Below are 26671 nucleotides of genomic sequence, written 5' to 3'. Positions count from 1 at the left end.
AATTTGCACCAAGAGGCGCCTGCGGCGCAGTCCGGCCAATTCGCGCTTCTTTTCACGGCAGTCCGGCTAATTCAGGTTCTGAGACGGCCGAGCCGCGACGGAATTAGCTGTTATGTGATTGATTTTTTGGCAATCGCAGTCCGGCCAATTCCGGTTCCTCACACGGGGTGCGCGTAACCCGAATTAGCTGGATCGAGTCTCTTCTCCGATATCACGGATGCCAGGTCGACGGCTTCTCAACGTGCATCGCCGGCCGTTGGCTGCCCGCCATGGCATACGAGAGCTTGTTTGCAGCGTCCATAACGGTCTGGGCCAGTTCCAACAACCGCGCTTCGCTCAAGCGGGAGGTCGGTCCCGAAATACACATCGAGCCCAGCAGCCGCCAGTGCAGCCCAAATACCGGTGCTGACACGCTCGAGACTTCGGGCTCGCGCTCGCCAAGCGACAGATGGAAACCGCGGCGGCGGATCATCTCATAGAGTTCGCCGGGCTCTCCCGAGAACGCCAGAATGACCCGGCCAGGGGAACCGCTGTCCAGCGGCAGGGCCGCCCCGATTCGGACGTGATGGCGGATGGCCTGCGGTCCTTCGACGCGGACAAGACATGTTCGCTGCTGCCCCTCACGGACGTAGAACGAAGCGCTTTCCCCGGTCCTGATCGTCAGTTCTCGCAGCACCGGTTCCACGACTTCCTGCACGTTGAAGGTTGCCTGGTAGCACGCGCCCAGCCATCCGGCTGCACGCCCCAGGCGCCAGTTCCCATCTTCCTTCTGCACCAGGTAGTTATCTGCCGCCAACGTGCGGGCCAGCCGCAGCACGGTGGTTTTGTGGATGCCGGTCCGCCGGCTCAGTTCCGCCAGGGACAGCTGTGGATCATTGACGCCGAATGCCTCGAGCACACGCAGGGCGCGGGTCACCGCTATCACGGTGCCCGCAGCGTCGTCGCCCGCAGGAGTGCTGCCAAGCTCACTATTTCGATTCATAAGGCGGAACATGTTGCACAGCATGAAACGCCATTGTATGCCGTGAAACGATCGACAACAATCCAATCACAACGAAACGAGATTCGGAGACAGTAATGAAGGCAATTTCCCGTCGCTGCATGTTGGTCCTCGCCGCAGGGCTGGTTGTGGCATCCGCCACCACGCATGCAGCTCCCCAGTACCCGACCAAGCCCATCAGGGTCATCGTCCCTTTTCCCGCCGGCGGCGGGACAGACATCATCGCGCGCGAGGTGACCAATACGGTTGCCAAGTCGACGGGATGGGTGTTTGTGGTGGAGAACAAGCCAGGCTCCGGTGGCAACCTCGGGGTGGACGCAGCCGCCAAAGCCCCGGCCGATGGCTACACCATCGTCATGGGGCAGACCAGCAACCTTGCCATCAACCCCTCGCTGTACGAACGGTTGCCGTATGACCCATTGAAGGATCTGGCGCCCACCAGCCTGGTCGCCTCCGCGCCGCTGGTGCTGGTCACGCACGTCAACTCGCCTTACAAGACGATGAAGGACGTGATCCAGGCTGCCAAGGCAAAGCCCGGAGCGATCAATTTCGCGTCGCCCGGCAACGGAACGGTGGCGCACCTTGGCGGCGAGCTGCTGCAAACGACCGCGAAGGTGAAGTTCACCCATGTTCCGTACAAGGGTGCCGCGCAGGCAGTCAACGACCTGATGGGCGGACAAGTCGATCTGTACATGGCATCCGTGCCGACGTTGCTAGGGCATATCAAGAACAACAGGTTGCGGCCGCTCGCGGTGACGTCACCGAAGCGTTTGCAAGACCTGGCTCAGGTGCCGACAGTGGCCGAGTTGGGCTATCCCGGCTTTGATACCGCGACCTGGTTCGGCTTCGTCGCGCCCGCCGCGACACCGAAGGACATCGTGGTGCGCCTCAACACCGAGTTCAACAAGGCGCTCAAATCCCCGGAGCTCGCCAAGAAGCTGAATGAACAAGGTGCATCGGTGCTGGGTGGCACGCCTGAGGCGTTCAGTGCGCTAGTCAAGCAGGACATCTTCCGCTGGGCATCGGTCATCAAGGCGTCCGGCACCAAGCTGGATTGACGCCTGCATCCTCCTATCCCTTTCATATTGCCTGGAGTCAACCATGACTTTGCCCAACATCATCAAATCGTTTGAGCGCGTGCCTGCCGAGATCGTGGCGCGGGCCGCCAAAATCCAGCCTGCAATTCTCTCCGATGTCGGCGGACGCCGCGGCGCGCTGCATGGTCGCATCAAGGCTTTGCGGCCCACCATGAAGGTCGCCGGGACAGCATTCACCGTCGAAGTTCGCCCCGGCGATAACCTGATGATCCATGCCGCACTTGCCCTTGCGCAGCCCGGTGATGTCCTGGTCGTCGACGGCAAGGGGGATCAGACCTCGGCGCTGATGGGAACGATCATGATGCATGCCGCTCGCCAACGCGGCCTGGCCGGCGTTGTCCTCGATGGCGCCGTCCGCGACAGTATCGAACTAGAGGAGATGCAGTTTCCGGTCTTTTCGGTCGGCACGAACCCTAATGGCCCGACCAAGGAAGTTGGCGGCCGCATCGGGCATCCCATTTCTGTCGGTGGCGTCACGGTGAATCCCGGCGATTTCATCTGCGGCGATGCCGATGGATTGGTGGTGGTGGAGCGCGAAAAGATCGAAGCCTTGCTCGATGCCGCCGCAAAGAAGGAAGAGGCGGAGGCCAGGCGCATTGCCCAGATCAAGGAGGGCAATACCACCGCGCCCTGGCTGCTGGCATCGCTGGTGACGGCGGGCGTCCTGAAGCAGGGAGAAGCGCTGTGACGAACAAGCCAGTCATTATCGTCACGGGTGCCGACCTCGCGCCGGAAGCCCTCGCGCTGCTGAGCGACTATAAGATCGTATTCGCGGGGAAGACTCCGCAGACCGCCGATCTCGTGGCACTGGCAAGGAAGCACAACCCGGTCGGCATTATCGTGCGCTACGGCAGCGTAACCGCCGAAGTCATGGACGCAGCACCCGCCTTGAAGGTGATTTCGAAACACGGCACCGGCACCGACACCATTGACAAAGCCGCTGCGGAGGCGCGCAGCATCAAGGTGACCGCAGCGGCCGGGGCAAATGCCGCCGCCGTCGCCGAACATGCGCTGGCGCTGATGCTTGCGTGCGCCAAGGCGGTGGTGCAACTGGATGCGCGCATGCATGCCGGCCACTGGGACAAAGCGACGCACAAGAGCCTGGAACTGAATGGCCTGACGGTCGGACTCGTCGGCCTGGGTGCCATCGGCCGACGGTTCGCCAGGATGTGCGACGCAATCGGCATGCGTGTGATTGGTTTCGATCCGTTCGCCACGGACCTGCCCGACTATATAGAAGCTGTCCCGCTGGAAAGGATCTGGGAGGCCTCGGATGTCATCTCGCTGCAATGCCCGTTGACGGCCGAGAACAAGGAAATGGTCAATGCCAGCACACTTGCGCGTTGCAAGCCCGGCGTAATCATCATCAATACCGCCCGGGGCGGGCTGATCGATGAAGCGGCGCTGCTCGAAGCCGTTCAGTCGGGGCGCGTGGCGGCGGCCGGCCTGGATAGCTTTGCGCGCGAGCCGCTGTCGTCGCCCCATATTTTCCACGGGCAGCCTGGCTTTGTGCTGAGCCCGCATATCGGGGGCGTGACCAGTGCGGCCTACATCAATATGGGTGTCGCTGCCGCGACCAACACCATCGCGGTCCTGAGCAAAGTTCGCGAGCCGGCAGTCGGACAGCAGTAGCGTGTTGGTGCCGGACTGGCGGTGCGTCGCGCCTCGTTTTCCCATGATGCACGCGCCCTACCGCTTATCCAGCTCTTCACGCGGTATATAAGAACTATGGAGACAGCATGAAAAAGAAGGAAGGCGGAGCATGGAAGCTCCGAGGCCTGGCGTTCGCCACCCTTGCCGCCATGTCGATGGTCGCTCAAGCGCAAGGCTGGCCTGGCAAGCCCGTCAAGATCATCGTGCCCTACCCGCCTGGCGGCGCCGTGGACGCTGTCACCCGGAAAATGGCGCAGCGACTCTCCGAGCAGACCGGCCAGAGCTTCTACGTGGAAAACAAGGCCGGCGCGACGGGAACGATCGGCACCTCCCAGGTCGCCCGCGCCGCGCCGGATGGTTACACGCTGTTGGCCAACGATACAACCTACGCGCTGCTGCCCCACATCTTCAAGACGCTGCCCTTTGATCCTGCAAAGGACCTGCAGCCGGTTGCGGCATACGTGTTTGCGCCCATGGGCGTGGTTGTCAAAACTGGTGGCAAATACAAGACGCTGGCCGATCTGATTGCCGCGGCGAAAGCTGATGACAAGGTTTCGTATGGGTCGGGCGGACCTGGTTCAACCCCCCACTTCGCCAGCGAAGCTTTTGGCATCGCCGCGGGCACGCACTTCATGCATGTGCCGTTCAAAGGCGCCGGAGAGGCTACCGTTGCGCTGCTGAGCGGTACTGTCGACTTCCAGATCGCCTCCATCCCGGGCGTCATCGGACAGGTCAAGGGTAACAAGCTGACCGTGCTGGCCGTCAGCGGTACCAAACGCTTGCCTGCGTTGGCCAACGTTCCGACATTCGCCGAGGCCGGCGTCAGTGGTTACGGTGTGATGAATTTCACCGGGTTGTGGGCACCCAAGGGCACACCCGCCGATGTGCTGGATCGCATCCAGAAGGAAGTGGGCAAGGCGATGGCCACGTCGGACATGCGGACCTATGCTGAAAGCATCGGTGCCGAGCCGGGTTATTGGGATGCCGGGACATTCAGAACCGAAGTGGCCAACAGAACCGCATTCTGGGGGAAGGTTGCCCGCGGTACGGGGTTTCAAAAGCAGTAATGGCCGATTGTTTGCCGGTGAGCGGCCGCGGGTGGGCCTCCAGGTATCAACTGCTATCGAGACTAACAACAGGTGTCAGGACATGTTTCTGCTGAATCCACCGACCATACGAGAAGCGGAGTCGTTTTCCAGCCTTCCTGCCCGCTATCGAAGTCCGCGGCGAACCGAATGGTCAAGGGCAAACCAGGGTGGTCGTGAAATCGACTCCTTTCTCGAGGGCCCCGTCGTCGATGACGAAGGCAACCTGTACGTCACCGATATTCCTAATGGGCGGATCTTCAGGATTGACCCGAAAGGCGATTGGGATCTGGTTGCCGAATGGGACGGCGAGCCCAATGGGATGAAATTCCTGGGTCCTCAGTCTCTGCTTGTCACGGACTACCGCAACGGGCTGATGGAAGTTGACCTGCGCGCCGGCAATGTCCGGCCGTACCTGCCACGCCGCAATACCGAAAGCTTCAAAGGCGTCAATGACCTGACGTTGGATTCCCGGGGGAACGTTTATTTCACCGATCAAGGCCAGACCGGCCTGCATGACCCCACAGGCAGGGTCTATCGGCTGACGCGCGAAGGCCGGCTCGAACTGCTGCTCGCCAATGTGCCGAGCCCGAATGGCATCGTACTGTCGCCAGACGAGCGCTTTCTGTTTGTTGCCGTCACGCGCGGCAACTGCGTCTGGCGCATGCCCATGCAGGAGGACGGCAGCGTATCCAAGGCTGGGCAGTTCTTCACGTCTTACGGACCCAGTGGACCGGACGGGCTCGCAATGGACACTGATGGTCGTCTGCTGGTCGCCAACCCGGGGCTCGCCTACGTATGGGTCCTCAATCATCGTGCCGAGCCGGTCGAGGTCATCCGTGGCACGGCTGGCCATTCGCTGACGAACCTGGCGTTTGGCGGGCCGGATCGAAGCACGCTTTACATTACGGATTCAACGACGGGCGAGATTCTGAAAACTGTCATGTCGGTGCCAGGCGTGAAAAATCATCGGACATTCGAGTAAATCGAACGGCTATCGAATGCGGTAGTGATCGTCTCGCTCGTCGCGAGACGTGATCAAGGCCTCAACGCTCCGGCGCCTCCGGCACGTCGCGCTGCGGCGTGCCGTCATAGGTCCACAGGAACTGGCGCGGGATGGGCCCCTTGTTGCGGCCACCCTGGTTGGTCTGCTCCCACGCATGCGCCAGGATGCCGACCGAGCGCGACAGGCAGAACAGCCCGCGCGCCAGCGGTGCGGGGAAATCGAGTTCGGCATAGATGACGGCAGTGGCGCCGTCGATATTCATCGGGATCGGCTTGCTGCGGCCCGCGGCCAGCGCCTGTTCGATGGCCCGCGCGATCGCTGCGTAGCGCCCCTGGACCACGCCGTTGGCCGCGGCCTGGTCCACCAGCGCCAGCAGGCGCGGCGCGCGTGGGTCGACGGGGTGGAAGCGGTGGCCGAAGCCCGAGACGAACTTGCCATGATGGTCGCGATACTGCTGCAACGCCGCGGCAACCGCATCGTCCATGGTGTTGCCGGCATCGACGCGGGCAGCGACGTCTTCGTACAGCGCCACCGCCTGCTCGCCGGCGCCACCATGCACATCGCCCAGCACGTTGACGGCGGAGGCCATCGCATTGTTGAGCCCCACCCCACAGGTCGCGGCCATGCGTGCGATGGCGATGCTGGGCGCCTGTGGGCCGTGGTCCACCGCGGCCATCAGCGCCGCGTCGAGCAGCTCGCCCTGGCCCGGGCCGGGCAGCTCGCCGCGCAGCATCAGCCAGATCATCTGCGCGAACGAGACGTGGCCGATCAGTTGCTCGATGGGATAGCCGCGGTAGCGGATCTCGCCCGGGCGCATGTCGATGATTTCGGTACGCCACCAGTCCTGCGACAGGCGCTGGCCGGGGTCCATGGTGTTATCGCCGGCGTTGGCGTCCTGGTCGATGCTGCTCATATCGCGCGCTCCTCGCTGAGTTGGTTGATATCTGCGTCGCTATAGCCCAGGTTGCCCAGGATCTCGCGGGTATGCTGGCCCAGTTCGGGCGGCGGCGTGTCGACTGCCGGGGCCTCGCGGTTGAGCTTGAAGCCGGTACGCACAATGCGGATGTCGCGGCCGACGCCAGTGGCATTGGCGAATTCACCGATCATGCCGCGGTCGCGCACTTGCGGATGCGCCAGCGTGTCGGGCACGCTCAGGACCGGGCCCGCCGGCACGCCGGCATCGTTCAGCAGCGGCCACCAGTCCGTGGCCGACTTCTTTGCCAGTTCCGCTTCCAGCGCCGCGGTCAGCGCGGCGCGGTTGGCCAGCCGTGCCTGGCGTTGGGCAAAGCGCTCGTCGGTGGCCAGCTCGGGCTTGCCCACCACGCGACACACGGCCTCGAACTGCTCCTGCTTGTTGGCGGCGATATTGAGCAGGCCGTCGCCGGTGCGGAAGGTGCCCGACGGGCTCGCGGTCATGTTCTCGTTGCCCATCGGCGCCGGGGTCTTGCCCGCGATCAGGTGGTTGGAGACCACCCAGCCCATGGTGGCAAGCGTAGCCTCCAGCATCGACACGTCGATGAAATAGCCCTCGGTGCGCTGGTGGTCCGCCAGCGACGCCGCCACGGCAAAGGCCGCGGTCAGGCCGCCGATGGTGTCCGACACCGGATAGCCGACCCGGTACGGCGCGGTCTGCGGATCGCCGGTGATGCTCATCACGCCAGACATACCCTGGATGATCTGGTCATAGGCCGGCAGCTCCGCCAGCGGACCGTCCTGGCCGAAGCCGGAGATCGCGCAGTAGATCAGGCGCGGGTTGTCCTGCTTCAGCGTTTCGTAGCCCAGGCCAAGCCGGTCCATCACGCCGGGGCGGAAGTTCTCGACCAGCACGTCGGCGCTGCGTACCAGCTTGCGGAACACTTCCTTGCCGCGCGCATGCTTGAGGTTGATGGTGATCGACTGCTTGCCGGGGTTCTGCGCCAGGAACGACACCCCCATCAGGCGCTGGTTCAGCTCGGCATCGGCGCCGAGCTGGCGCGCCAGGTCGCCGGTGCCGGGGGTCTCTACCTTGATGACCTCGGCACCCATATGGGCGAGCTGGTGGCAGCAGAATGGCCCGGCCAGCACGTTGGTGAGGTCGAGCACGCGGATATTGCGCAAGGGCTTTTGCATGGCTGGCTTCCGATGGCGTGGCGCCACGACGGCACGGCCGCCGTAGCGCGACTGGATGGATTATTCGACGCGCGCGCCGGACTGGCGCACGATTTCGCCCCAGCGCGTGTTCTCGCTCTGGATAAAGGCGCCCAGGTCCTTGGCCGAGCCGCCGCGCGGCTCGCTGCCTTCTTCACGCAGCTTGCTGATGGTGTCCGGCTGCGCCAGCGCCTTGTTGACCTCGGCATTCAGGCGCGCCACCACCTCCGGCGGCGTGCCGGCCGGCGCCACCAGCGCCTTCCAGTCTTCCGCCTGGAAGCCGGCGTAGCCTGACTCTGCAATGGTAGGCACCGCCGACAGCAACGGCATGCGCTTGGCCGAGGTCACCGCCAGCGCGCGGACCTTGCCGGCCTTGATCATGGGCATGGCAATTGGCGGCGTGGCGAAATAGAAATCGGTCTGCCCGCCCATCAGGTCGGTCAGCGCTGGCGAGGCACCCTTGTACGGCACATGCAGCAGCTTGATGCCGGCGCGCCGCGCGAACATCTCGCCGGTCAGGTGTCCGACCGTGCCCGTGCCGGCGGACGCCATCGACAGTTGCTTCGCCTTGGCCGCGGCCACCAGCTCGGCAACGTTCTTGTAGGGCGCGTCGTTGCGCACGATCAGCACCACCGGCTGTGCTGCCACGAGCGCCACCGGCGTGAAATCCTTCTGCGCGTTGTAGGGCATCTTGGGGTACAGCGCGGGATTGATCGCGAGGTTGGCGGTCTGTCCCATGCCCAGCGTGTAGCCGTCGGCCTTTGCCTTGGCCACGCTATCGAGCCCGATATTGCCGCCGGCACCGGCGCGGTTCTCCACCACCACGTTCCACTTGGTGGCCATGCCGATCTTGTTGAACACCAGCCGCGACAGCACGTCGGTGCCGCCAGCGGGTGGGAATGGCACGATCAGCCGGACCGGCTGCGAGGGGTAGGCATCGGCCGCAATTGCGCCTGTGGCGCCAACGGCGAGCAACGCCGACAAGGCACAGCCAAGCAGGGCGCGATCAAAGGTTTGCCCAGGCGCCGTGGCGATCCGGTGATTAGGGAAATTGTGATTCATGTCGTCTCCTGTTCAGACGGCTGCATGTGTCCGTCCGACGAGCGTGTCGCTCTGGTTAAGAAATGCGGGAAGGTGGCGCACTGCGCCGTTGGTCGGCTGGCAGCGCGATGCGCTTTGCCGGGGGACTGCCAGTGCCGTCTACGGGCTCGACGGACGAACCTGCCCAGCGCTCATCGCCCTTTTTCTGTTCTTCTTGATAGAACGATGTTCTATTGAATAGAACTTTAGTGCCAAGCCAATGCGAGGAGTAGGAGGGTATACCCTTATCTTTCGCCATTTCTGGCGTTGTGTTCTACTAGGCAGAACTATCTGGAGATCCAATCCATGGACGAGAACCAAACATCCGCGTCGCGTGACGTTACCGACGCCGCTGCATCCGAGGGTTCCAGCGGCGTGGCCGTACTGGATCGCGCTTTTGCCATCCTTGGCGCATTCGGTCCGACCGATGAGCGCCTGACGCTGACGGAGCTGTCCCGCCGCACGAATCTGTACAAGAGCACTGTGTTACGCCTGCTGGCTGCCCTGGAGCACGGCGGCTTTATTCGCAAGCTGGAGGACGGGCAGTATGCGATCGGCCCGCAGCCACTGCGGCTGGCGGCCATTTATCAGCGCTCGTTCCGTGTCGGTCCCGTCATCGAGCACCTGCTGGAGCAGCTCAGCCGCGAACTCGGCGAGACTGCATCGTTCTACGTCCGGCAAGGGGATCGGCGACTCGTGCTGTATCGCGTCGAGCCGGCGCGCGCCGTACGCGTGTCGATCGGTGTCGGCGATGAATTCCCCATCGACCGCGGCGCCTCGGGCAAGGTGCTGCTCGCCTTCAGCGAGCCCAACGACCCGCGCTGGCGCGAGGTGCGCGAGCGCCTTTGGGCAGTGTCATATGGCGAGCGGGATGCCGAAACCGCTGCTGCCTCAGCGCCTGTATTCGGTGCCATGGGAGAACTGGTAGGAGCCCTGACGTTGTCCGGGCCGAAGCAGAGACTAAGCGCTGCGCCGACCATGTTCGCGGCCGTGGCAACGCTGCTGAAGGTCGCGGGGCAGGCAACCGAGATTCTCGGCGGCAATCGCGCCCGTTTCGATGCCGGTGTTTCGAAGCTGCATATGGAGCAGATCATTGGCAGCGGCGCCATCAGCGCTCAGGAAGCGATGTAGCCAGCGCGTTTTTTCTGCAGCCAGCCTGCGCGCCGCGCCAGCGCGCCCGTGCCTCTCGCGTTGACTAGGAATTGAGAACGTCCTAGTCTAAGTAGGCTCGAAGTGCACATCGGAAGCCCGTTTCGGCGATATTGCGGTGAGCTTGCGACGTGTGATCCGGCAGAACCAGGAGGGCTCACCCATGAACATGCGGCCAGATCCGACGTTTCACGCCTCGCCGGAACTTGCAATGAGCGCGCCAGCGGAAGCATTTGCTTATACGCTGCTGCTCAGCCCCGACGCCTCCAAGCCAGACGCCCTCGCGGTGATCGATGTCAAACCCGGCTCGCCCACCTACAGCACGGTGGTGCACACCGTGCCGATGGCGAACACGGGCGACGAGCTGCATCACTTCGGGTGGAATGCATGCTCGTCGGCGCTGTCGCCACTGACCGGCCACGCTTTCCTCGAGCGGCGCTACCTGGTCATTCCGGGCATGCGCTCTTCGCGCATATACATCGTGGACACCAAGCCGCATCCGACCCAGGCGCGCATCCACAAGATCATCGAGCCCGACGAAGTCTTCCGCAAGACAGGCTACTCAAGGCCCCATACCATCCATTGCGGACCTGAGGGCATCTACGTGAGCACGCTTGGCGGTGGCGGCAAGGATGGTACGGACGGCCCTCCCGGCATCTTCATCATGGATTGCGAAACCTTCGACGTCCTCGGCCGATGGGAGATCGACCGCGGCGCGCAGGAGAAGCATTACGACTTCTGGTGGAACCTGCCGCGCGACTACATGGTGTCCAGCGAATGGGCCCTGCCGCCGCAATTCGAGAACGGCATCGTGGCCGAGGACCTGTTGTCCAACAAGTACGGCCACAAGCTGCATTTCTGGGACCTGCGCGCGCGGCGCAACGTGCAGACGCTCGACCTCGGCGCCAATCACCAGATGGCCCTGGAAGTGAGGCCGGCGCACGACCCGATCCGGGAATACGGCTTCGTTGGCGTGGTGGTCGACACCACCAACCTGGAAGGCTCGATCTGGACCTGGTGGCGCGAAGGCGGCAAGTTCCACGTCGAGAAGACGGCGACCATTCCGCCTGAACCTGCCGCAGCCGATCAGCTGCCGCCGCTGTTGCAGGGATTTGGCGCCGTGCCGCCGCTGGTGACCGACATCGATCTGTCCCTCGACGACAAGTTCCTCTATGTCTCCTGCTGGGGCACGGGCGAGATGCGCCAGTACGATGTGACGGACCCGCGCAAGCCGAAGCTCTCCGGATCGGTCCATATCGGCGGCATTGCGCGGCGCACGCCGCATCCGAATGGCAAGCCCTTCACGGGCGGTCCGCAGATGGTCGAGATCAGCCGCGACGGCAAGCGCGTCTATTGGACCAACTCGCTCTACTCGACCTGGGACAACCAGTTCTACCCCGACGGCGTTCCCGGGACGCAGGTAATGGCGCATGCCGGTCCCAACGGCGGCCTGACGCTGGCCGATGACTACTGGGTCGATTTCCCGGAAGGCTACCGGGCTCACCAGATCCGGCTGGAAGGCGGGGACTGCTCGACCGATTCGTTCTGCTATCCGTCGGTCAGACCTTGATCGGCAACTCCTGGGAGCAGCTCGGCCTCTGGTCGGCGGTCCTGGCAAGCGGCCTCTATCACGGGCTCAACCCCGCGATGGGCTGGCCGCTGGCGGTGTCGAACGGGTTGCTGGCGCAAAGCCAGCGCGCGCTGATCACGGCGCTGGGGTATCTCGCCTTCGGGCACGCGCTGGCGGTGTTTGCGGTGACGCTGCCATTCGGCATGCTTGCCGCGCTGCTCGCATGGCAAGCGCAGATCCGGATCGGCGCGGCTGTGCTCGTCATGGGCTTTGGCGTCGCGCTGCTGATCTGGCAGCGCCATCCACGGGCGCTGGTGCGCATCGCGCCATCGCGGCTCGCGCTATGGTCGTTTGCCGTGGCGATCGCGCACGGCGCCGGGCTGATGCTGGTGCCGATCTATCTGGGACTTTGCCGTGCCGATACCGACCCGGGACATCAGGCGGCTTCCGCGCTGGCCAGCGCCAACCTGGGCATGGCGCTGGTGGTCGCCGTCGTGCATACCCTGGCCATGATCGCGGTGGGCGGTGTCCTGGCATGGCTGGTCTACCGCTACCTCGGACTGAAGTTCGTGTCGCGGAGCTGGTTCAACCTGGATAAGGTCTGGGCCTGCAGCCTCATCCTGGTCGGGGGGCTGGCATTGGTGCTTGCAACCTGAGCTCACGCCCGGACAACGCCGTTTGGATCGTCGATGGCATTGTCCGGGCTGGCCGGCCTCAATCCGCCGTGATCTTGCCCACCTCGATGACCTTCTTCCAGCGCGCATACTCCGACGCCTGGAACGCCGTGAACTGCTCCGGCGTATTGGCGACGATCTCGAAGCCCACCTCGAGCAGCTTGGGCTTGACCGCCGGGTCGTTGAGCGCCGCGACGACGGCGGCATGCAGCTTGGCCTTGATCTCCGGCGGCAACCCCTTCGGCGCGGCCACGGCCTGCCAGGAGTAGACCGTCACGCCCTTGAACCCGGACTCCTCCATGGTCGGCACATCTGGCAGGATCGGCGAGCGCTTGTTGCTGGTGATGGCGAGCGCGCGCAGCTTGCCGGCCTTGATATGCGGCACGGCGGTGTTGATGTTCATGAAGGTGGCATCGACCTGGCCGCCGAGCAGGTCATTCATCGCCGGCGCGCCGCCCTTGTAGGGAACATGGATGCCGGTGGTGCCGGTCTGCTGCCAGAACAGCTCCGCGGTAAGGTGGTCGCTGGTGCCATTGCCGGCAGAGGCGAACGTCATTTTGTTGGGATTGGCCTTCTCGAAAGCGATGACATCCTGCAGGCTCTTGTGCGGCGAATTGACGGGAATCGCCAGCACGTTGGGTGCCTGCACCGCGACGCTGATGTAGTCAAAGTCCTTCAGCGGATCGTAGCCGGGATTCTTCACCAGGTGCGGACCGATCACGAACGGCCCCAGCGACGACACGAACACGGTGTAGCCATCGGCCGGTGCGCGCTTGGCCACTGCGGCGCCGATCATGCCGGCTGCGCCCGGCTTGTTGTCGACCACGAAGCTGCCGCCAAACTGCGCCTGCAGCCTGGCCCCGAGGATGCGGGCGACATTGTCGGTCGATCCGCCCGCGGGAAAGGGAACGAGCAGTGTCACGGGTTTTTCCGGCCACGCGGCATGCGCGGTAACCATGGCTGCGCCCAGCAGCACGGATGCAATCAGCTTTTTCATCGGTTGTCTCCTGTGTTCTCACGACCCGGTGTGCCGGGCTTGCTTACGACTGGTTGCCAAATTCGGCGTGCTCGCGCGTCCAGGCCCGGGCCTGCTCGCTGATCGTGACTCCGAGCCCGGGCGCTGTCGGCACCGTGATGCGGCCATCGCGGATATCGAGCCGCTCGTTGAACAGCGGCTCCAGCCAGTCGAAATGCTCGACCCAGGGCTCGCGCGGGTATGCGGCGGCAAGGTGCACATGCAGTTCCATCGCAAAATGCGGCGCGATCATCAGTCCCGCATGCTCCGCCAGCGCCGCCACCTTGAGGAACGGCGTGATGCCCCCTACCCTCGGCGCATCCGGCATCAGGTAATCGGCGGCGCGGTGGCGGATCAGGTCCCAGTGCTCGGCAGCGCTGGTCAGCATTTCACCGGTCGCGATCGGGGTGTCGAACTTGGCCGCGAGCGCGGCATGGCCTTCGTGGTCGTAGGCATCGAGCGGCTCTTCGATCCATACCAGGTTGAACGACTCGAAGGTGCGGCACATCCGCTGCGCCGTCGGGCGGTCCCATTGCTGGTTGGCATCGACCATGACCGGCACGGCGTCGCCCAGGTGTTCCCGCACGGCGGCCACGCGCTTGATATCGAGCGCGCCGTCCGGCTGGCCCACCTTCAGCTTGATGCCGCCGATGCCGCGTGCGACCGACGCCGCGGCATTGACAAGCAGTTGGTCCAGCGGCGTGTGCAGGAAGCCGCCCGAGGTGTTGTAGCAGCGTACGGAATCGCGATGCGCGCCAAGCAGCTTGGCCAGCGACAGCCCTGCCCGCTTGGCCTTCAGGTCCCACAGCGCCACGTCGAAGGCGCCGATGGCCTGCGTCGACAAGCCGCTGCGGCCGACTGACGCGCCCGCCCAGCACAGCTTGTCCCACAGCCGGGCGATATCGCTCGGGTCTTCGCCGATCAGCGCCGGGGCGATTTCGCTGGCGTGCGCAAACTGGCCGGGCCCGCCTGCGCGCTTGGAATAGCTGAAGCCCAGGCCCTCGTGGCCGTTGGCGGTCTGGATTTCCGCGAACAGGATGGCCACCTCGGTCATCGGCTTCTGCCGGCCCGTCAGTACCTTGGCGTCGCTGATGGGGGTCGCCAGCGGCAGGTAGCAGGAAGAAAGCCGGATCCGGGTGATGGTGTCGGCGGGTCGGTTGGAAAGGGTCATGTGTGCGTGAAGTACGTGATGGGTTCGATGCCGGCCCGTGGGCCTCTTCCCGATTATGACAACGTTATCATTTTTGAGCGAGACGATTGGGTATAATGCGATGCACTGCCCCCCTGGAGGAACAGGACAGGCTAAACCCATGATCTTTCTGCCCGCATGGAACCGTTGCTGCGCGGGATAGAAGGATGCTAACGTTGTCATTTACCACGGTCAACCGCAAACTGCGGGACCGGCATAGCGATTTTCCCTAAGTCTGAACTGGCATGAGCGACTCCAACGCCCCCAAGTCCGTGACGCTGCATGACGTGGCACGTGAGGCCGGGGTCTCCCTGATCACCGCGTCGCGGGCCCTGAGCAATCCTGGCGTCGTATCCGAGAAGACTATTGCGCGCGTGCAGCGGGCGGTCGAGGTCACCGGCTACATCCCCAACCTGCTGGCCGGCGGCCTCAAGTCGCGCCGCAGCCTGACGGTGGCCGCGCTGGTGCCGAACATCGCGGTGGCGCAGTTCCTGCCGACCATCAAGGCGCTGACCGACGCGCTGGACGCGGCGGGCTACCAGCTGATCCTGGGCCAGACCGGCTATGACCATGCCCGTGAAGAGGCGCTGCTCGGCACCATGATCAGCCGCCGCCCCGACGGCATCATCGTCACCGGCCTGATCCACTCGCAGGTGTCCCGCGATCGCCTACGGCGCGCCGGGATCCCCGTCGTCGAAACCTGGGACCTGACCGACCGGCCCGTCGATATGGCAGTGGGGTTCTCCCACGTCAAGGTCGGCAGCGCGATTGCCGGCTTCTTCCTCGGCAAGGGATGGCGCAGGCTGGGTATCGCGACCGGCGACGACCAGCGCGCGGCCGTGCGCCGCGAAGGCTTCCTGTCGACGGTCGGGCATGAGGTGCCGACCGCCGTGGTGCCGGCGCCGAGCAGCCTGGCGCTGGGCCGGCAGGCATTGTCCGAACTGCTGGCCAGGGATCCCGGCATCGAAGCGATCTATTGCAGTTCCGACCAGCTCGCGCAAGGCGTCATCGTGGAAGCCCTGGCACGCGGCCTGCGTATTCCGCAGGACCTGGCCGTGTGCGGATTTGGCGATGCCGACTTCGCGGCGCACATGGAACCGTCGCTGACTACCGTGCAGGTCGATGGGGCGCACATCGGCAAGCTGGCGGCGCGCATGTTGCTGGACCGGTGTCGGGGGGAAACGGTTGCCGAGCCGGTCGTCGATGTCGGATTCCGGATCGTTGAACGGGGGTCGACGTAGGGCCTTTGCTTTACTGAAGACCCTGGCGCGCGATATGCCGGTCCTGGCGGATAATGCGGCACCAACAAGACCAACACCTCCCATGCACGCCAGAATCCACGGCGCCAGGCACATCGACTGGACCACCCTGTTCCTGCTGACCTTCCCGCCGCTGAGCTGGGCCGGGAATGCCATCGTCGGCCGCCTCGCCGCCGGCACGGTGCCGCCCATTACCCTGAACTTCGTGCGCTGGCTGCTGGCGGGGCTGGTGCTGGCCCCCTATGCCTGGCGCGGCGTGATCGAGCATCGCGCGACGTTGCGCCGGCATGCCGGCGTGATCTTCGCCATGGGCATGCTGTCGATCGCCAGCTATAACGCCTTGCAGTACCTGGCGCTGACCACTTCGACGCCGATCAATGTGACGCTGATCGGCGCCTCCACGCCGCTGTTCCTGCTGGTGATCGGCGCGACTTTCTTCCGTGAACGGGTAAAGCCATGGCATGTCGCCGGCGCGCTGTTGTGCTTGGTAGGGGTGTGTTTTGTACTGGTGCGCGGCGACCTCGGCCGGCTGGCCCAGCTCGATTTCGTCGCTGGCGACCTGTTCATGCTGGCGGCGACCATCGCCTGGAGCGCCTATACTTGGCTGCTGCGCAAGCAGCGTCCCGACTTGCCGCTGCCCGTGCTGCTGTTCGCGCAGATCGTCGCCGGCCTGGTGGCGAGCGCGCCAGTGACGGCGTGGGAACTGATGACGCTGGACCAGCCGCTGCAATGGAGCGGCAAGGTCGCAGCCATCCTGCTCTATGTGGCGACGATCCCCTCCCTGCTCGCCTACTTTGCCTGGGACCGCGCCATCGCCCGGGCAGGCGCGCAGCTACCGGTGTTCTTCATCACGCTGACGCCGGTGTTCGCGGCGCTGCTGTCTACGCTGCTGCTGGGCGACTGGCCGCGCTGGTACCACGCGGTCGGGCTGGCCGCGATCGCGGCGGGGATCTGGCTGGCGCAGCGGCGCTGACTGCTTAGGCCGCTATTTCAGGTACTTCATCGTGGCGACACCGGTGGCGACGAGCAAGTCATGGTCCAGCCAGACCTCCGCGCGCGAAAAGAAAATGGAACGGCCGCGCCGGTCGACGAAGCCTTTCGCCGTCAGCAGGCGACCCGTGCCGTTGCTCAGGAAGTTCGATGTCAGCGACAGCGTGACGGCATGGAGAGGCGTGTCGCCCGGCGCCGAATAAAGGCCTGAGTAGCCGGTGGCAGCATCGAGCAGCGTGCAGAGGGTGCCGCCATGGATCACCCGGCTGCGGTTGAGCATTTCAGGCCCGACAGGGAGTTCAAGCTCTACGTAATCGCGGCGCCACTGGGTGATCCGGACACCGATGCTCTCCAGCGCGGGATTATCCAGGCAGAATTCGCCCTCCCCGACTGGATCGATCACATCCGTGGGGCGCGCTGCCGCCGCTTTTATTTTGCTCATGAGTCGCTTTGATACCGGTGCCCTCATCATTTTGCTTGGCGAGACCGGAAACTCTCAAGCGATGACCAGAGCGTAATTTCCGCGCGATTTGGGGGCTTCGTAAATCTCTATTTTGCGAATGACCCCTTTCGCTTGCCTGAATACCCGGCCTCCGACTACGGGAGCATGGGTTCCTGATTCCCGACTGTGGTAGCGTGGCGCCTTCTCACCTTCCGCTTTCCATGACCGCCTTCGACGCCGACGCACTGAAGCGGCTGGTCACCGTCACCATGCCTTACGGGAAACACAAGGGCACGGTGATCGCCGACCTGCCTGGAAACTACCTGAACTGGTTCGCCCGCGAAGGCTTTCCGCCTGGGGAAATCGGCGGCCTGCTGGCGCTGATGCACGAGCTCGACCATAACGGGCTGTCCCACCTGCTCAAGCCGTTGCGCGGCCGAACCTAGCGCCGAACCACTACACGACTTGATTCGCTGCGGACTGCGCCGCGGGCGCCTTATGCCCCGCATGCTTGCTGCGCCTTGTAGCGCGCAGCACCAGCAACACCACCGGCACGATCAGCAAGCCCTTGATCAGTTCCGGGTCCATCGGGATATGCACCGCATGCATCGCCTTGAGCCCGGTCCCCGCCAGCGACAGCACATAGTAGGAAATGGCCGCGACCGACAGCCCTTCGACCGCGTGCTGCAAGCGCAACTGGCTGCGCGCGGTCTGATCCATGCCCTCGAGCAGGCGCGTGGTGTCCTGCTCCTGCGCCAGGTTGACGCGCGTACGCAGCAGGTCGAGTGCGCGCGCCACGCGGCCGGCAAACTGCTCGTGCCGCGCCCAGACCGAGCGGCACGTCTCCATCGCCGGGGCGAAGCGGCGCTCCATGAATTCGGCGATGGTCGGGATGCCTTCGATCCGCTCCTCGCGCAGTTCCTGGATGCGCGCCAGCACCAGCTTCTCGTAAGCGCGCGACGCGCTGAAGCGGTTGCCCGATTCAGCCAGCGCCTCGATGCGCACCGCCAGGTGCGTCAGCCGCTCCAGCAGCTCGGCATCGTGGCGCCCGCCCTGGCTCGTGTCCATGCTGCGCATCAGCGGCGCCAGCGAGCGCTGCAGGTTGTCCACGCTGCGGCCCAGCTCACGCGCCACCGGCAAGGCCAGCAGTGCCATCATCCGGTAGGTCTCGATCTCGTACAGCCGCTGCAGCAGCCGTCCGCCCTGCACTTCGCGGAAGCCGTTGTCGATCACCAGGAAGCGCGAAAAGCCATCCGGCGGAATGGTCCAGTCGCAGAACACCTGCCCGCCGCCCAGCACATGGCTGCCCGCCAGGATGGGACCGTCGATCCATTGCCGCACGTTGTCGCGGGCATAGGCAGCGGCCTCGCCTGAAACGAGTTCCATGCGCAGCGCCACCAGGCGCTTGCCGGCGAAGTTGTCGAACCAGTCAGCCGGGATATGGGAGGTGGCGAGGTCGGAGAAGTAGTCGGTGTCGCCACGCCGGGCCACGAAGGTAAAGGTGGAGAATTCGGTGTGCCGCTCCCACTTCAGTTGCTTGTCATCGCCCCATCGCCCTGAATAGTGCGTCACGCCATCGGCCGGTTCTTCCAGCCCGGTCAGCCGGCACAAGGAGGTCAGCAAGGCGTGGTGGACCGCGGTATCGCCGTCGGCATAGATGGCAAAGTGCGCGAGCGAGGCGGAGCCGCCGATGCGCAGGAAGGGTCGGGCATGCAATTCACGCGCAAGGCTGTCGCGCAACGGGTGGTCCATGATCGGCTGTGCCATAGGTTTTCAAACGATTCCGAGCAGTATGCCGATCGCCGACGGTTAAGAAAAACGCGTAATATTGATCTGTTGCTTCAGTATTTCTGATACCAATGAAAGCGCTTGACTTCGATGTGCTGACGATGATGGTGGCGGTTGCCGACACTGGCAGCATTTCTCGTGCGGCGGAACTCGTCCATCGGTCGCAGTCGGCGGTCAGCATGCAGATCAAGGCACTCGAGCAGGCGCTGGGCAAGCCACTGTTCGTGCGCAAGCCGAGGAACGTGCTGCTGACGCCGGAAGGCGAAGTGCTGCTGGGCTTTGCGCGCCGCATGCTGGCCTTGCGCGATGAGGCCTGGGCCGCGGTGGTCCGACCCGACGTGACCGGGCGCGTGGTACTCGGCATGCCGGACGACTATGCCTCGTCACTGCTGCCCGCGATCCTGAAGAAGTTCTCCGCGACCTACCCCAAGGTCGAGATCCAGGTCATCGGGCAGCCGAGCGTGGCGCTGGCGCCCATGGTCAAGGACGGCGCGGTCGACCTGGTCTGCGCAACGCGGGTCAAAGGCTTGTCCGGCGAGTTCATCCGGCTGGAGCCGATGGTGTGGGCCGCCTCGCCGGCCGCGCATGAGATCTGGAACGAGCGGCCGCTACCCATCGCCGTGTTCCAGTCGGGCAGCGTCGCCCGCGACATTGCGATTCGCAGCCTGGAGCAAGCCAGGATCGCCTATCGCATGTCTTATGAGAGCCCCAGCCTGCTCGGCCTGCTCAGCATGGTCGAAGCGGGACTGGCGGTGGCGCCGCTGGCGCGCTGCGCGGTCCCGGCGCACTTCACCATCCTTGGCCAGGCCCAGGGGCTGCCCGAGCTGGCCTCGCTGGAGCTGGTGCTCGCGCGCAGCGCAAAGTCGAAGCGGCCGCCCTGCGACTTCCTGGCCGAGCAGATCCTGTCTGAACTGCAGCGCGAGCCCCCACCACGCCTGAGCGCGCAACTGGGACTCAGGTCACCGGCGCCGGGTTGAACAGCACCAGCGCATTCTTGATCTTCCAGTGCTCGGCCCATGACTTCTTGCCGCTGGCCACCGCCAGCAGCGTGTGGAACAGCTCCCAGCCCACCTCTTCAATGGTGGCTTCGCCGGTCGCGATGCGGCCCGCGTTGACATCCATCAGGTCGTGCCAGCGCCGCGCCAGGTCGTTGCGGGTCGACACCTTGATCACCGGCACCTCGGCCAGCCCGTAGGGCGTGCCGCGTCCGGTGGTGAACACGTGCAGGTTCATGCCGGCGGCGAGCTGCAGCGTGCCGCAGACAAAGTCGCCCGCGGGCGTGGCCGCATAGATCAGCCCCTTCTGCGTGACTTTCTCACCCGGGCCGCTGACGCCGTGGATCGGGCCGGTGCCGGACTTGACGATCGAGCCCATGGCCTTTTCCACGATATTGGACAGGCCGCCCTTCTTGTTGCCCGGCGTGGTGTTGGCGCTGCGGTCGACCTTGCCCTTCTCCAGGTACTGGTCGTACCAGGCCATCTGCTTCACCAGCGCCTCGGCCACTTCCGGCGTGGCCGCGCGCGCGGTGAGCTGGTCGATGCCGTCGCGCACCTCGGTCACTTCCGAGAACATCACCGTGCCGCCGGCGCGCACCAGCAGGTCGGTGGCAAAGCCCACCGCCGGGTTGGCCGTGACGCCGGAGAAGGCATCGCTGCCGCCGCACTGCACGCCGACCACCAGGTCGGAGGCCGGGCAGGTCTCGCGCCGGCGCGCGTTGAGGCGCTCCAGGTGCTTTTCCGCGGTGACCATGATCGAATCGATCATCGAGGCGAAGCCCACGTGCTGCTCGTCCTGCAGGCAGACCACGTCGGGCTCGCCTTCCTTCTGGATCGGGATGGTGCCGGCGCCGATCAGGCGCGTGGGCTGCAGCTTCTCGCAGCCCAGGCTGACGATCATCACCTCGCCGCCGAAATTGGGGTTCAGCGCGATATTGCGGATGGTGCGGATGGGGATGTTGGCATCGGGCGCGTCGATCGCCACGCCGCAGCCGTAGGTGTGCTCCAGGCCCACCACGTCGTCGACGTTAGGGTACTTGGGCAGCAGCTCTTCCTTGATGCGGCGCACCGCGAACTCAACCACGCCCTCGACGCACTGCACGGTGGTGGTGATGCCGAGGATATTGCGCGTGCCAACCGAGCCGTCGGCATTGCGGTAGCCCTCGAAGGTATAGCCTTCCAGCGGCGGCAGCGGCGTCACGCGCGTGCCGACCGGCAGGTCGTGCAGTTCCGGCGCAGCCGGCATGCGGATCACGCGCTCGTTGATCCAGCTGCCGCGCGGCAGGTCCTTGAGCGCATAGCCGATCACCACGTTGTAGCGGATCACCGCATCGCCTTCGCGCAGGTCGGCCAGCGCGACCTTGTGGCCCTGTGGGACAGCTTCGACCAGCGTCAGGCCGCACGGGAAGGTGGTGCCGGTCGGCAGGCCGCCGTCGTTGGCCACGATGGCGACGTTGTCGTCGGGGTGCATCGTGATGTAGAGGGGGCGCGCTGCCTGCGCGGGGTTCGCTTCACTCATTGTTCCTTGCTCCGGGCGGGCTGGACTGGCGCTGCCATGCAATCGGCAGTGTTACGTTGTCTGATGACATTCTAACGAGTGTAGGCGCTGGCTGGCTGGGGGATTTCCCTTACACGGGGCAAATAAGAGGCTCAATCCTGGCCGTTCAATGGCTTACCCGGCGCTTGCGCGAGGCGTGGGCGCCGGCCCGGCTTCCTGGCGAAATATGTTGTACGACAACACACAAGACACCTACTCCCGGCTCCGTGGATGCCCGACCTGGGGTTTCATCCCGCAAAACTTTATAGCATTGCAGAATGCAAACCATTATTTCATTGGCTATAACGGCACATACCGGTTTCACGCAACGAAAACCGGACAGGAGACAACCCGCGTGACCACCCCGAGCACCTCGCTGCAGAAGGCCTGCCGCCTGTTGCGCGCGCTGACCGACGTGCGCAACAGCCGCCTGACCGACCTGGCGCTGGCCGCCGGCGTCGACAAGGCTTCGGCGCTGCGCCTGCTGGAGACGCTGACGGCGGAAGGCCTGGTGCAGCGCGACCCCGCCACCAAGGCCTTCACGCCGGGCCCCGAATGGCTGGCCCTGCATGCCGCCACGCTGCAGCGCACCGACCTGCGCCCGCTGGTGCGCCCGGCGTTGATCCGGCTGGCCAATGCCTTCGAGGACAGCGCGATCCTGTCCGTGCCGAGCGGCTGCGAATCCGTCTGCATCGAACTGCGGCTGGGCACCTTCCCGATCCGCGCCAATTACCTGGAGATCGGCAGCCGCCGGCCGCTCGGCATCGGCGCCGGCAGCCTGGCGCTGCTGGCCGCCCTGCCCGATGTGGAGGTCGATGCCATGCTCGACGGCATCGCCCCTGCCATGCGCCGCTACCCCCGCTTCAGCCGCGAGATGCTGCTCGGCCATGTGCAGGCCACGCGCGAGCGCGGCTACGCGGTGCTGCTGGACGTGGTGGTCGAGCGCATGGGCGGCATCGCCATTGCGCTGCCGGGCCCGGACGGCTACCCGCTGGGCGCGCTCAGCATCGCCGCCCTCAATGAACGCATTACCGGCCGCGAGGCCGCCATGGCGCGCGCGCTGCGGCGCGAGGCAGACGCCGTCTGCGCCAACTGGCGCTCCCACGGGGGCGCCATCTCCACCACAGACCGGCCGGCCACCCGGCCACGCACGCGAGAGGAGGCATGACCGATGCGCTGGAAGCAACGTCCGCAAGGTTCCAACTGGGGTGACTTCGGCCCTGACGACCAGCTTGGCCGCGTCAACCTGATCGGCCCCGAGCAGGTGGTCAAGGGTGCGCGCGAGGTGCAGGCCGGCATCAGCTTCTGCCTGTCGCTGCCGCTGGACTACCCCGGCGGCAACAAGCTCAACCCGCGCCGCCACCCGCCGGTGCTGCGCCCGACCTTCCGCGACGACATCCCCTACGTCAACTTCCCGCTGGCCAAGGTCGATCCCGCCGCCACCGACGTCATCAGCGACGACCAGGTGCTGCTGTGCCTGCAGTACAGCACGCAATGGGATTCGCTGGCGCACGTGGGCGCGCTGTTCGATGCGGACGGCGACGGCCGGCCCGAGCGCGTCTACTACAACGGCTACCGCGCCAACGAGCATATCGTCGGCCCGGTGGACTATGCCGAGGACGACCACTTCGCCGCCCATCCCTGCGGCCACGACCACAGCGCCGCCCAGGCGCTGGGCATCGAGAACTTCGCGGTCAAGGGCATGCAGGGCCGCGGCGTGCTGGTCGATCTGGCGCACACCTTCGGCACGGACTTCCGCAACGTCGGCTATGACGACCTGATGCGCGCGATGGACGCGGACAAGGTGGCGGTCGAGCCAGGCGACATGCTGCTGCTGCGCACCGGCTTTGCCGAGGTGGTGCTGTCGATGCAGCGCCAGCCCGACGAGGCCCTGCTGCACCACAGCTGCAGTGTGCTCGACGGCCGCGACGACAAGCTGCTGAACTGGATCACCGATGCCGGCATCGCCGCGCTGATCGCCGACAACTACGCGGTCGAGCGCTACCCGGCCCGCCCCGCGCCCGATGGCGACAAGAGCCACCCGCTACTGCCGCTGCACCACCACTGCCTGTTCAAGCTGGGCCTGCCGCTGGGCGAGCTGTGGTACCTGCGCGAGCTGGCCGAGTGGCTGCGTGCCAACGGGCGCACGCGTTTTCAGCTCACCGCCCCGCCGCTGCGCCTGCCCGGCGCGGTGGGTTCGCCAGTGACGCCGATTGCCACGGTATAGCCAACGACAACAAGCCAGGGGAGACTACATGGACTATTCGATTTGCCGCAGGGCGGCCAGTGCCCTTGCCATCGCCGCCGCGCTCGCCTGCGGCAGCGCGCACGCGCAGCAGCCAAAGGCCGCGATCTCGGACGATGTGGTCAAGATCGGCATGCTGCTCGACATGAGCGGCCTGTATGCCGACGTCACCGGCCGCGGCAGCGCCACCGCCGCGCAGATGGCGATCGACGACTTTGGCGGCAAGGTGCTGGGCAAGAAGATCGAGCTGGTGGTGGTCGACCACCAGAACAAGGCTGATATCGCCGCCAACAAGGCGCGCGAATGGTTCGACACCGCCAATGTCGATGCCATCCTCGATGTCGCCGCCTCGGCGCCGGCGCTGGCGGTGCTCGAAGTCGCAAAGCAGAAGAACCACATCGTGGTGTTCTCCGGGCCGGGCACCGAGCGCATCACCAACGACCTGTGCACGCCGGTGTCGGTGCACTACGCCTATGACACCTATGCGCTCGCCAACACCACCGCGCGCACCATGGTCCAGCGTGGCGGCAAGTCGTGGTTCTTCCTGACGGCGGATTACGCCTTCGGCCATACGCTGCAGGACTCCGCCACCGCCGTGATCAACGAAAACGGCGGCAAGGTGCTGGGTGCCGCGCGCCATCCCATCGGCGCCAGCGACTTTGCCTCGTACCTGCTGCAGGCGCAGGCGAGCAAGGCGCAGGTGGTCGGCCTGGCCAACGCCGGCGGCGACACCGTCAACGCGATCAAGGCCGCCTCCGAGTTCGGCCTCACGCGCAACAACACCCAGCGCATGGCCGGCCTGCTGCTCTACATCAACGATATCCACGCAATCGGCCTGAAGACCGCGGCCGGGCTGGTGCTGACCGAAGCCTTCTACTGGGACATGAACGACGCCACCCGCGCCTGGTCGCGCCGCTACTTCGACAAGCTGAAGAAGATGCCCAACATGAGCCAGGCTGGCGCTTACTCGTCGGTGATGCACTACCTGAAGTCCGTGCAGGCAGCCGGCACCGACGAGACCGCGGCGGTGATGAAGAAGATGAAGTCGACGCCGATCAACGACTTCTTTGCGAAGAACGGCCGCATTCGCGAGGACGGCCGCATGATCCACGACATGTACCTGTTCGAGGTCAAGTCGCCGGCGGAATCCAAATACCCGTGGGACTACTACAAGGTGCTGGCCACCGTGCCGGGCGACCAGGCCTTCATGCCGGCATCGAAGTCGCAGTGCGCGCTGCTCAAGCACTGACATGGCAATCCGGACCTACGTACGCGGCACCGGCAACACCCGCTTCGGCCGCCTCGAGGGCAGCACGCCGCTGACGCTGATGGCGCAGGCTGCCGATGCGGCGCTGGCCGATGCAGGCCTGGCCCGCAGCGATATCGACGGCGTGCTGTGCGGCTATGCCACCACGCTGCCGCACCTGATGCTGGCCGACCGCTTCTGCGAATACGCCTCGCTCACGCCGGCCTACGCACACGGCGTGGCCGCAGGCGGTGCTACCGGGGGCGTGATGGCGATGCTGGCGCACGAGCTGGTGCGTGCCGGCCGCTGCCGCCACGTGCTGGTGGCTGCCGGCGAGAATCGCCTCAGCGGCCAGAGCCGCGACCAGTCTATCCAGACGCTGGCGCAGGTCGGCGAGCCGCATGCAGAGGTGCCCAACGGCGCCTCGGTGCCGGCCTACTACGCGCTGCTGGCCTCGCGCTATCTGCACGAGACCGGCATGCATGCCGATGCGCTGTCGGACTTTGCCGTGCTGATGCGCGAGCATGCCGGCACGCATCCCGATGCGCACCTGCGCGAGCCGCTGTCCGCCGCCGACGCGCGCGCGTCGCGCCCGATCGCCACGCCGCTGCGGCTGTCTGACTGCTGCCCGATCTCCGACGGCGCGGTGGCGGTGGTGGTGTCGGCCGAGCCCGGCGCGGGCACGCCGGTGCGCATCGCCGGCGCCGGGCAGGCGCACCGGCACCAGCATCTGAGCGCGATCGACGACGTGATGCAGACCGGCGCTGCCGATGCTGCACGGCGGGCCTTTGCCGAAGCCGGTGGCGACGCCGGCGGCATCGACTACCTGGCGGTCTACGACTCCTTCACCATCACCCTGGTCATGCTGCTGGAAGAACTCGGGCTGGCTGCGCGCGGCGAGGCGCACGCGCGCCTGCGCGCCGGCGACTTCAGCCGCGGCGGCGCATTGCCGCTCAACACGCACGGCGGGCTGCTGGCCTTCGGGCATTCCGGCGTCGCGGGCGGCCTGATGCATCTCGCGGAAGCCGCGCGGCAGCTGGCCGGCCGTGCCGGCGAACGACAACTGGCGCCGCGCCACCGCGCGCTGTTCCATGCCGACGGCGGCGTGCTGTCGTCCCATGTGAGCCTGGTCCTGGAGGGCGCGCGATGACCCATCCCTACACCGATGGCCTCAATGCCGGCGTGGTGCGCTACCAGCGCTGCGACGACTGCGGCGCGTGGCAGCCGCCCGAGCGCCACGCCTGCCGTGCCTGCGGCAGCCTGCAACTGCGCTGGCACGATGCCAGCGGCTTCGCCACGGTCCACGCGGTGACCGAGATCAGCCGCGCACCGACCGAGGCCTTCCGCGCGCTGGCGCCCTACACGCTGGTCCTGGCCACGCTGGACGAAGGCCCGCGGGTAATGGGCCACGCAGAACCCGGCGTGGCGATCGGCGACCGCGTGCGCGCCGGCTTCCTGCGCTTCGGCGAAGGCACGCTGCTGCGCTTCCTGCGCGAATAGCGCGGCCGCGGTGCCCGGCCGGCG

General features: G+C 65.5%; 26 protein-coding genes. 17 read left to right on the top strand and 9 right to left on the bottom strand.

What is annotated here, in order from left to right; all coding sequences use genetic code 11:
* Positions 1-211 precede the first annotated feature (211 nt).
* Positions 212-982, bottom strand: a complete 771-nt coding sequence (locus tag ABNX08_RS24515; protein ID WP_041682026.1) for an IclR family transcriptional regulator — start codon at positions 980-982, stop codon at positions 212-214.
* Between the two features lie 95 nt (positions 983-1077).
* Here ABNX08_RS24515 and ABNX08_RS24510 point away from each other — a divergent pair, with 95 nt between their 5' ends.
* The 5 genes from ABNX08_RS24510 to ABNX08_RS24490 all read left to right on the top strand — a co-directional run bounded on the left by ABNX08_RS24510 (position 1078) and on the right by ABNX08_RS24490 (position 5820).
* Positions 1078-2058, top strand: coding sequence for a tripartite tricarboxylate transporter substrate binding protein (locus ABNX08_RS24510; RefSeq protein ID WP_349605010.1), 981 nt, complete (start codon positions 1078-1080; stop codon positions 2056-2058).
* Positions 2059-2101: 43 nt separating this feature from the next.
* Positions 2102-2785, top strand: coding sequence for an RraA family protein (locus ABNX08_RS24505; protein ID WP_022538291.1), 684 nt, complete (start codon positions 2102-2104; stop codon positions 2783-2785).
* On the top strand, positions 2782-3729 hold the full coding sequence (locus tag ABNX08_RS24500) for an NAD(P)-dependent oxidoreductase (RefSeq protein ID WP_022538290.1): 948 nt from the start codon (positions 2782-2784) through the stop codon (positions 3727-3729). Before ABNX08_RS24505 ends, ABNX08_RS24500 begins: the two co-directional genes overlap by 4 nt.
* Positions 3730-3836: 107 nt before the next feature.
* Positions 3837-4817 carry a tripartite tricarboxylate transporter substrate binding protein gene (locus ABNX08_RS24495; protein WP_022538289.1) on the top strand — a complete coding sequence of 327 codons (981 nt, stop codon included), beginning with the start codon at positions 3837-3839 and terminating at the stop codon, positions 4815-4817.
* An 82-nt stretch (positions 4818-4899) separates the two neighbouring features.
* Positions 4900-5820 carry an SMP-30/gluconolactonase/LRE family protein gene (locus ABNX08_RS24490; protein WP_041682025.1) on the top strand — a complete coding sequence of 307 codons (921 nt, stop codon included), beginning with the start codon at positions 4900-4902 and terminating at the stop codon, positions 5818-5820.
* Positions 5821-5881: 61 nt separating this feature from the next.
* On the opposite strand, the gene ABNX08_RS24485 is transcribed toward ABNX08_RS24490, so the two are convergent.
* Genes ABNX08_RS24485 through ABNX08_RS24475 form a run of 3 tightly spaced genes read right to left on the bottom strand, consistent with a single transcriptional unit; the run spans position 5882 to position 9030 of the window.
* The gene (locus ABNX08_RS24485; RefSeq protein WP_022538287.1) at positions 5882-6754 is read right to left on the bottom strand and encodes a citryl-CoA lyase; all 873 of its coding nucleotides are present in this window, start codon (positions 6752-6754) and stop codon (positions 5882-5884) included.
* On the bottom strand, positions 6751-7950 hold the full coding sequence (locus ABNX08_RS24480) for a CaiB/BaiF CoA-transferase family protein (protein WP_022538286.1): 1200 nt from the start codon (positions 7948-7950) through the stop codon (positions 6751-6753). Before ABNX08_RS24480 ends, ABNX08_RS24485 begins: the two co-directional genes overlap by 4 nt.
* Positions 7951-8010: 60 nt before the next feature.
* Positions 8011-9030 carry a tripartite tricarboxylate transporter substrate binding protein gene (locus tag ABNX08_RS24475; protein WP_022538285.1) on the bottom strand — a complete coding sequence of 340 codons (1020 nt, stop codon included), beginning with the start codon at positions 9028-9030 and terminating at the stop codon, positions 8011-8013.
* Positions 9031-9354: 324 nt separating this feature from the next.
* On the opposite strand from ABNX08_RS24475, the gene ABNX08_RS24470 reads away from it, so the two are divergent.
* From ABNX08_RS24470 to ABNX08_RS24460, 3 genes are all read left to right on the top strand, one after another.
* Positions 9355-10179: an IclR family transcriptional regulator gene (locus tag ABNX08_RS24470; RefSeq protein WP_022538284.1), complete on the top strand. Its 825-nt coding sequence runs from the start codon at positions 9355-9357 to the stop codon at positions 10177-10179.
* 181 nt (positions 10180-10360) lie between these two features.
* Positions 10361-11767 (top strand): selenium-binding protein SBP56-related protein, encoded by a 1407-nt coding sequence (locus ABNX08_RS24465; protein WP_022538283.1) that lies wholly within the window; start codon positions 10361-10363, stop codon positions 11765-11767.
* A 77-nt stretch (positions 11768-11844) separates the two neighbouring features.
* Positions 11845-12423 carry a hypothetical protein gene (locus tag ABNX08_RS24460; RefSeq protein WP_374063727.1) on the top strand — a complete coding sequence of 193 codons (579 nt, stop codon included), beginning with the start codon at positions 11845-11847 and terminating at the stop codon, positions 12421-12423.
* 58 nt (positions 12424-12481) lie between these two features.
* On the opposite strand, the gene ABNX08_RS24455 is transcribed toward ABNX08_RS24460, so the two are convergent.
* Both ABNX08_RS24455 and ABNX08_RS24450 read right to left on the bottom strand, forming a co-directional pair.
* On the bottom strand, positions 12482-13438 hold the full coding sequence (locus ABNX08_RS24455) for a tripartite tricarboxylate transporter substrate binding protein (protein ID WP_022538281.1): 957 nt from the start codon (positions 13436-13438) through the stop codon (positions 12482-12484).
* 43 nt (positions 13439-13481) lie between these two features.
* Positions 13482-14627, bottom strand: a complete 1146-nt coding sequence (locus ABNX08_RS24450) for a mandelate racemase/muconate lactonizing enzyme family protein (protein ID WP_041681745.1) — start codon at positions 14625-14627, stop codon at positions 13482-13484.
* Positions 14628-14890: 263 nt separating this feature from the next.
* On the opposite strand from ABNX08_RS24450, the gene ABNX08_RS24445 reads away from it, so the two are divergent.
* Both ABNX08_RS24445 and ABNX08_RS24440 read left to right on the top strand, forming a co-directional pair.
* On the top strand, positions 14891-15886 hold the full coding sequence (locus tag ABNX08_RS24445) for a LacI family DNA-binding transcriptional regulator (protein WP_022538279.1): 996 nt from the start codon (positions 14891-14893) through the stop codon (positions 15884-15886).
* Between the two features lie 82 nt (positions 15887-15968).
* Positions 15969-16877, top strand: coding sequence for a DMT family transporter (locus ABNX08_RS24440; RefSeq protein ID WP_022538278.1), 909 nt, complete (start codon positions 15969-15971; stop codon positions 16875-16877).
* Positions 16878-16889: 12 nt separating this feature from the next.
* On the opposite strand, the gene ABNX08_RS24435 is transcribed toward ABNX08_RS24440, so the two are convergent.
* Positions 16890-17336 (bottom strand): PaaI family thioesterase, encoded by a 447-nt coding sequence (locus tag ABNX08_RS24435; protein ID WP_022538277.1) that lies wholly within the window; start codon positions 17334-17336, stop codon positions 16890-16892.
* A gap of 221 nt (positions 17337-17557) precedes the next feature.
* Between ABNX08_RS24435 and ABNX08_RS24430 the strand changes: the two genes are divergently transcribed.
* Positions 17558-17782 carry a DUF3820 family protein gene (locus ABNX08_RS24430; protein ID WP_022538275.1) on the top strand — a complete coding sequence of 75 codons (225 nt, stop codon included), beginning with the start codon at positions 17558-17560 and terminating at the stop codon, positions 17780-17782.
* A gap of 10 nt (positions 17783-17792) precedes the next feature.
* On the opposite strand, the gene ABNX08_RS24425 is transcribed toward ABNX08_RS24430, so the two are convergent.
* Positions 17793-19103, bottom strand: a complete 1311-nt coding sequence (locus ABNX08_RS24425) for a DUF3422 family protein (RefSeq protein ID WP_022538274.1) — start codon at positions 19101-19103, stop codon at positions 17793-17795.
* A 92-nt stretch (positions 19104-19195) separates the two neighbouring features.
* Here ABNX08_RS24425 and ABNX08_RS24420 point away from each other — a divergent pair, with 92 nt between their 5' ends.
* Positions 19196-20101, top strand: coding sequence for a LysR substrate-binding domain-containing protein (locus ABNX08_RS24420; protein ID WP_022538273.1), 906 nt, complete (start codon positions 19196-19198; stop codon positions 20099-20101).
* Here ABNX08_RS24420 and garD read toward each other — a convergent pair.
* Positions 20079-21638: a galactarate dehydratase gene (gene garD / locus ABNX08_RS24415; protein WP_022538272.1), complete on the bottom strand. Its 1560-nt coding sequence runs from the start codon at positions 21636-21638 to the stop codon at positions 20079-20081. The two genes, ABNX08_RS24420 and garD, sit on opposite strands and share 23 nt — an antisense overlap.
* 373 nt (positions 21639-22011) lie before the next feature.
* Between garD and ABNX08_RS24410 the strand changes: the two genes are divergently transcribed.
* From ABNX08_RS24410 to ABNX08_RS24390, 5 genes are read left to right on the top strand one after another with little or no spacing between them, the layout of a single operon-like run.
* Positions 22012-22824, top strand: a complete 813-nt coding sequence (locus ABNX08_RS24410; RefSeq protein WP_022538271.1) for an IclR family transcriptional regulator — start codon at positions 22012-22014, stop codon at positions 22822-22824.
* 3 nt (positions 22825-22827) lie between these two features.
* Complete coding sequence (locus ABNX08_RS24405) at positions 22828-23883, top strand: cyclase family protein (protein ID WP_022538270.1); 1056 nt, start codon at positions 22828-22830, stop codon at positions 23881-23883.
* 28 nt (positions 23884-23911) lie between these two features.
* A complete protein-coding gene (locus ABNX08_RS24400) occupies positions 23912-25150 on the top strand; it encodes an ABC transporter substrate-binding protein (protein ID WP_022538269.1) in 1239 nt (412 codons plus the stop codon).
* 1 nt (position 25151) lies between these two features.
* Positions 25152-26297, top strand: coding sequence for a thiolase family protein (locus tag ABNX08_RS24395; protein ID WP_022538268.1), 1146 nt, complete (start codon positions 25152-25154; stop codon positions 26295-26297).
* Positions 26294-26647 (top strand): Zn-ribbon domain-containing OB-fold protein, encoded by a 354-nt coding sequence (locus ABNX08_RS24390; protein ID WP_022538267.1) that lies wholly within the window; start codon positions 26294-26296, stop codon positions 26645-26647. Before ABNX08_RS24395 ends, ABNX08_RS24390 begins: the two co-directional genes overlap by 4 nt.
* The last annotated feature ends 24 nt before the right edge of the window (positions 26648-26671 follow it).

Source organism: Cupriavidus sp. DF5525 (assembly GCF_040149425.2).
Taxonomy (GTDB): Bacteria; Pseudomonadota; Gammaproteobacteria; order Burkholderiales; family Burkholderiaceae; genus Cupriavidus; species Cupriavidus pickettii_A.
This window is presented reverse-complemented; position numbering and strand designations above follow the sequence as displayed.